Raw genomic sequence first — 4,979 nt, 5'->3', positions numbered from 1 at the left:
CTCGCAATTGAACCCATCTGAACCGAATTCGCAAAAAGCAAATGGAAGAAAAGACCGGAACGGGGCATTCGTTGCATGACGTCGTCAGCCTGCAGCTTTTTTCCTAGCATCTGGACCAATCTGAGCCCCATTCGAATCATGTAAATAGAAAAAACCCGAGGGCTTCGGTTAACTGCATCCAACAGAAAATTCTTTTGTCGATGAGGCTGGGGGCTCCTCGCAATTGGACCCATCTGAACCGAATTTGTAAAAGCAATGGATTAAAAGACCAGAAGAAGAAAGACTGTAAGGCCGGCGCCAAACCGTCTCCCGATCGGTCGTGGGCGCCGAATTGTTTTTTTCGATAACACGGACCGAGGGCCGGCTATGGAGCAAAAGCTCCCCACGCAGCGGTTTTGACCCATCGAAAAATCTTCCTCGCTAGGGTTCTGAGGCTGCTTTGGAGCGCAGAGGAAAGCCGAAGAACATGTTTAAGGGCGGATTTAATTCGGTGCCCACCCTCGAAGAGGGATGGTTTGGCGCCGTTCCCGTAAGGTCTTTCAGCCAGCCGCCTCCAGCGGCCTTAGCCGGTGCTGTCCGCTGACAGGCAGCACCTTGCCCCCACCAAAAAAGCTGCAAAGAAATGATTTCTCATTTCTTTGCAGCTTCTCTTTCTTCTCACTCCAAAGGATTAACCGCGAGGAAACGCTGAAGCATCTTGTTAAAAGCCCAGGTTTCTTTTCCATCTGTCTGGAACTGGTTCAGGACGGCATCCGTCTCATCGGCATAATGGACAATAAAGGCTTCTTTCGTCGCACAAAAGACGGGAGAACCTTTTTCGTGATCCCCATGATGGGACAGGATGATATGAAGAAGCTCATCAAGACGGATGCGGGAAAGGTCCGGGATATTTTCCGCAATGCGGCTGATCAGCATGGCCCCCATGGAAATATGGCCCATGAGCCGGCCTTCCGTTGTATAGGGAAAGCCAAGGCCGGCGGAAATTTCCCGCAGCTTGCCGATATCATGCAGGAGGGCCCCAGCAAGGATGAGGTCAAGGTCCACCCCACCGATGGTCTTGCCCATGCTGAGAGCTAAGCGGGCTACACAGACCGTATGATGCAGCAGGCCGCCTACATACGCATGATGAAGCCGCATTCCTGCTGGGTTCCTAAGAAACCGTTCATACCGCCTCCCAGAAAATACCTGCTTGACCAGACGCTGAAGCGGTTCATCCTGGATGCGGCCGATAAGGGTCTGAAATTCCACTTCCAAGGCCTCAAGGTCGATGGACCCTCTAGGCAGCAGCATGGATAAATCGGTCTCCTCATCAGGAGGAACAACTTTCTGCACGATGACCTGCAGGTTTTGTCCGCCCATGGGGGAAGCATATTTATTGGCATCAACACGGCCCCCAATGATAAATGGCGTCGGGCCCTCCATGCTGCGCAGGCGATTGATGGGACCGGCTTCAAAGCAAATGAAGGGAAGGGTTCCGCTGTTATCTTCCAAAAGGCCTCGGGCGTATGCCTTGCCATTGGAGCTTGTGCCTACCTTCTGCAGACGGACAAGGCAGGGCTGCTCCAGATCATTTCCAAGTCTTACATCTTTGATCATGAAAGCACCTTCTTTAGATGCTTTGGAGGACAAGGTCCTCATGGGCACGAATAACCTCAAAATGCCGCCCCGATTCCTTACACCATGCATTGAGGACGTCTTCCAAATGTTCCACCACGGGCAGTTCCGTCAGCTGGTGCGTACCGTCAACAAGGTTAAGTCCCATGTTGAGGGCCTTCTGGGCGACATGATATTTTACGTCGCCTGTAACGAGCGTATCCGCGCCAGCTGCCATGGCATCATCCATGAAGTCAGCTCCGCCTCCACCAACAACAGCGACCTTATAGACTGGTTCCTCACCGCCGGCAAAAGTGACATGGGCAGCGCCCAACTGGTCCCGCACATAAGCCGCAAAATCCTTCAGTTCCATCGGCTCACCAAGGACACCAATGCGGGCAAGTCCCTGCTCCGGACAGTCCTTACGGGGAATTTCCGTCACATCGTTCAGCCCCAGCCGGTCCGCAAGGACATCGTTGACGCCGCCGCGGGCAGCATCAAGATTGGTATGGGCGGCATAGACCGCAATATCATGCTTGATCAGTTCATACATGACTTCCATCTTTGTATCCGTCACGGCAAGGGAGCTAGGCAAATGGAAGTAAAAAGGATGATGGGTGATGATGAGATCCACCTCTTCTTCAATGGCCTGTTCGGCCACTTCCGGCATCAGGTCAAGGGCCACCATGATCTTATGGACCGGGGCTTCCACATGACCTAAGAGCAAGCCCGGATTATCCCATTTTTCCGCATACGTAAGGGATGCATATTCGTTCATAAAGACGCAGATGTCACTGACAGTCGTTTCCATGTAAGATTTCCTCCAATCGTTTTTTCGTCTCTACGGATGTTTGGTAATGTTTACTTTGGCGTGCTTTGGGACTTTTTTCCATACTGGAAAGAAGCCGGTCATACTTAGCGATAAGGCGGCGGACAAACGTTTCAAGAAGCGGATGGCGGTGCTGCACAAGGTCATTGCCGACAAGGTCGGTCAGTCCTTCATAACGAAAGGACGGATCTTTGTGAAGGATGAGCACTTCATAGATGCGCTCTCCTTCTTGAACCAGTTCTTCCCGCAAGATGCCCCAGCCAGATCGTTCACACCAATGACGCAGTTTTTCGCTGTCATTCATAGGCTGCAGGATGAGTGTCGTGAGCGCGGGCGACGCCAGGACTTCCGGTGCCGCGTCAAGGATTTCTACCATCGTACCGGCTCCCATGCCCGCAATGACAACCGTGTTTGCTTCACCGGGACGGATCACCGTCAGTCCGCTGCCAAGGCGCACAGAGATCACATCTTCCAGGTGATGGCTGTGAACCGTTTTCCGTGCCGCTTCGCAGGGACCTTCCCCAATATCGCCAGCAATGGCTTTTTTTACCCGTCCTTGGCGGATAGCCATAACAGGCAGGTAGGCATGATCGGTCCCCACGTCACACAAGGTGTCACAGGGGGGAACAAGAGAAGCGAGAAAATCAAGGCGCGGACCGGCGGTCATCATAAAAGCACTCCTTTCAGGTACCGTACCATTATATCATAAAAAGGGAAAAACTCGGCATTTTTAGAGGGCTGAAATTGAGACGCCAATAAGTGAAGCGGTGATTTATATTTTCTAAGAAGTAAAAAGGCATCCCGACATGGGCTAAAAGGCCGGTCAGGATGCTTTCATTCCTCTTGAAGCGTTCTGGAAAATGGAAGGAAATGCGTCAGGACGCCCCCTGTCAGAAAGTCATGCTTTCGCCGTCAAGAGGCATGACAAAGTGCGTCACATTTCGTTTGGCAAGCCGCGCCCGCAGCGTGTGCCGCGTCAAGGATGCATGGGATACATTATCCAAATGGGTCAGATAAAGGGTCGCCCCAGGTTCAAGGGCCGAAACGGCAGCAATGTCTTCGTCATTCATGATGAGCCGTCCATTTTCAATGGTTTCCGCAGCACAGCTATTGAGCATGATCACCTCGGGATGATAGGTTTGGAGCACGGTCCGGACCCCTTCGTATAAAATGGTACCCCCGGCAAGATAAAGGGTCTTTTCACCAGGCGCAGAAAAAATGACGCCCATGGCATCGCCGCAAGGTTCAATGACACCATGACGGCAGGGTGTCTTGAATAGGATGACCTTCCCTACGGTGATTCCTTTTGCCGTAAGGAGGGTCACATTCCTAAAGCCTGAATCACGAAGGACTTTGGTATCTTCCTCATTCTGGCAGAAGGTAGGGATATCCTTTTTGAGCGTCCCTCCAACGGTCCCATCTGCTGCCCAATCAATATGATCGGGATGAAGGTGGGTGATGATGTAACAGTCAACCCCTTCAAGGATTTCTTCTTTTTCCATGGGCAGCCCATAGATGGGCATAAGGATCTGCTCTTTTACGGGATCGGGAATATGGAGACCGAGAGCTGAAAAATCCTTAACAAAGGAGACACTGCCCTGTGCTTCCAGCCAGGGATCGATCAAAAAGGTCATACCCCCATATTCGACCCGGTTTGTGGCATTGCGGATTTGCGTAAGTTTCATAAGTGATTCCTCCCAACTTTTTTCTATCATTTCTCATAGGCACATGATAGAATGAACAAGATGAATTTACCGCGACAAAAATGGGCAAACTGTCCATCTCCCCACAACTTGCTGCATTCTGGAGGAATCGCTATGTCCGCATCCAATCGCAGGGTCCAACTAACCAAAAAGCTGCTCAAGGAAGCTTTTCTTGCCCTTATTGCAGCCGCTCCGTACCACAAACTCACCGTCTCTGCCCTCTGCCGCAAGGCGGATGTCCAGCGTTCCACGTTCTATCTCCACTACAATCAGGTGGGAGACATCCTCAACGACCTAGTCGACGAGGCCCTCCAAGAAGCCGCCCAAGATGAAAGGACCTTGCGCAAGGATTTCCAAGCCTTGGCCGATCTCATCCATCAGGAGGCTCCCCTTGAAATCCTGCTGAAAAAAGACTGTCTCCTGCCAATATGTCAACGTCTGGCCTTTAAGCCTGAATGGAAGCCCCTTTTTCAGGACGAAACCATTGCTGGCTTGATCATGCGTCGCATCTATGATAAGGAGCGCCCCATCATGGTTCCTTTTCTAAAGGCCCAAGGGAAGATGACAGAAAAAGAAGCCGATGAACTTTTTACCTTCTTGCTTTATGGCTCCTTTTATGTCGATAAAATGATGGGGTTTACAAAAGACCAGGACTGGTACAGGCTGCAGGGACGGATCATGACCTTTATCCTTAAAGGACTTTCCTCCTAACTCATAAAAGGCGGCTGCACCAGTAAGGATGAAAGGGCGCCGCCCCCTGTTCCAGCAGGACGCACTGCCTTCAAGTCCCCGGTTTCAAAAAAAAGGTTCTTTGTCAAATTTTGGGGTGCTAAAGTATCTATGCACTCCTGGAG

5 protein-coding genes are annotated in these 4,979 nt (G+C 51.4%); 1 reads left to right on the top strand and 4 read right to left on the bottom strand.

Translation table 11 applies throughout. From position 1 onward, the window contains the following. Positions 1–657 precede the first annotated feature (657 nt). The 4 genes from QZQ08_RS09550 to QZQ08_RS09535 form a co-directional block, all read right to left on the bottom strand. The gene (locus QZQ08_RS09550; protein ID WP_296331366.1) at positions 658–1,596 is read right to left on the bottom strand and encodes a 3'-5' exoribonuclease YhaM family protein; all 939 of its coding nucleotides are present in this window, start codon (positions 1,594–1,596) and stop codon (positions 658–660) included. 13 nt (positions 1,597–1,609) lie between these two features. Further along, a complete protein-coding gene (locus tag QZQ08_RS09545; protein ID WP_296331362.1) occupies positions 1,610–2,404 on the bottom strand; it encodes a Nif3-like dinuclear metal center hexameric protein in 795 nt (264 codons plus the stop codon). Further along, entirely contained in the window at positions 2,385–3,092 is a 708-nt protein-coding gene (locus tag QZQ08_RS09540) for a class I SAM-dependent methyltransferase (RefSeq protein WP_296331360.1), read from the bottom strand. The genes QZQ08_RS09545 and QZQ08_RS09540 overlap by 20 nt, the downstream gene beginning before the upstream one ends. 220 nt (positions 3,093–3,312) lie before the next feature. After that, positions 3,313–4,107 (bottom strand): MBL fold metallo-hydrolase, encoded by a 795-nt coding sequence (locus QZQ08_RS09535; protein ID WP_296331357.1) that lies wholly within the window; start codon positions 4,105–4,107, stop codon positions 3,313–3,315. A 132-nt stretch (positions 4,108–4,239) separates the two neighbouring features. Between QZQ08_RS09535 and QZQ08_RS09530 the strand changes: the two genes are divergently transcribed. Continuing rightward, positions 4,240–4,836: a TetR/AcrR family transcriptional regulator gene (locus tag QZQ08_RS09530; protein WP_296331354.1), complete on the top strand. Its 597-nt coding sequence runs from the start codon at positions 4,240–4,242 to the stop codon at positions 4,834–4,836. Positions 4,837–4,979 lie beyond the last annotated feature (143 nt).

This window comes from uncultured Acidaminococcus sp., from assembly GCA_900538365.1.
Classification (GTDB): Bacteria; Bacillota; Negativicutes; order Acidaminococcales; family Acidaminococcaceae; genus Acidaminococcus.
The sequence above is the reverse complement of the archived record's forward strand: the minus strand, read 5'-3'. Positions and strand labels throughout refer to the sequence as shown.

Coding starts and splice junctions, on each gene's coding strand:
- QZQ08_RS09550 (WP_296331366.1), bottom strand. CDS start 1,596: ATGATCAAAGATGTAAGACTTGGAAATGATCTGGAGCAGCCCTGCCTT.
- QZQ08_RS09545 (WP_296331362.1), bottom strand. CDS start 2,404: ATGGAAACGACTGTCAGTGACATCTGCGTCTTTATGAACGAATATGCA.
- QZQ08_RS09540 (WP_296331360.1), bottom strand. CDS start 3,092: ATGATGACCGCCGGTCCGCGCCTTGATTTTCTCGCTTCTCTTGTTCCC.
- QZQ08_RS09535 (WP_296331357.1), bottom strand. CDS start 4,107: ATGAAACTTACGCAAATCCGCAATGCCACAAACCGGGTCGAATATGGG.
- QZQ08_RS09530 (WP_296331354.1), top strand. CDS start 4,240: ATGTCCGCATCCAATCGCAGGGTCCAACTAACCAAAAAGCTGCTCAAG.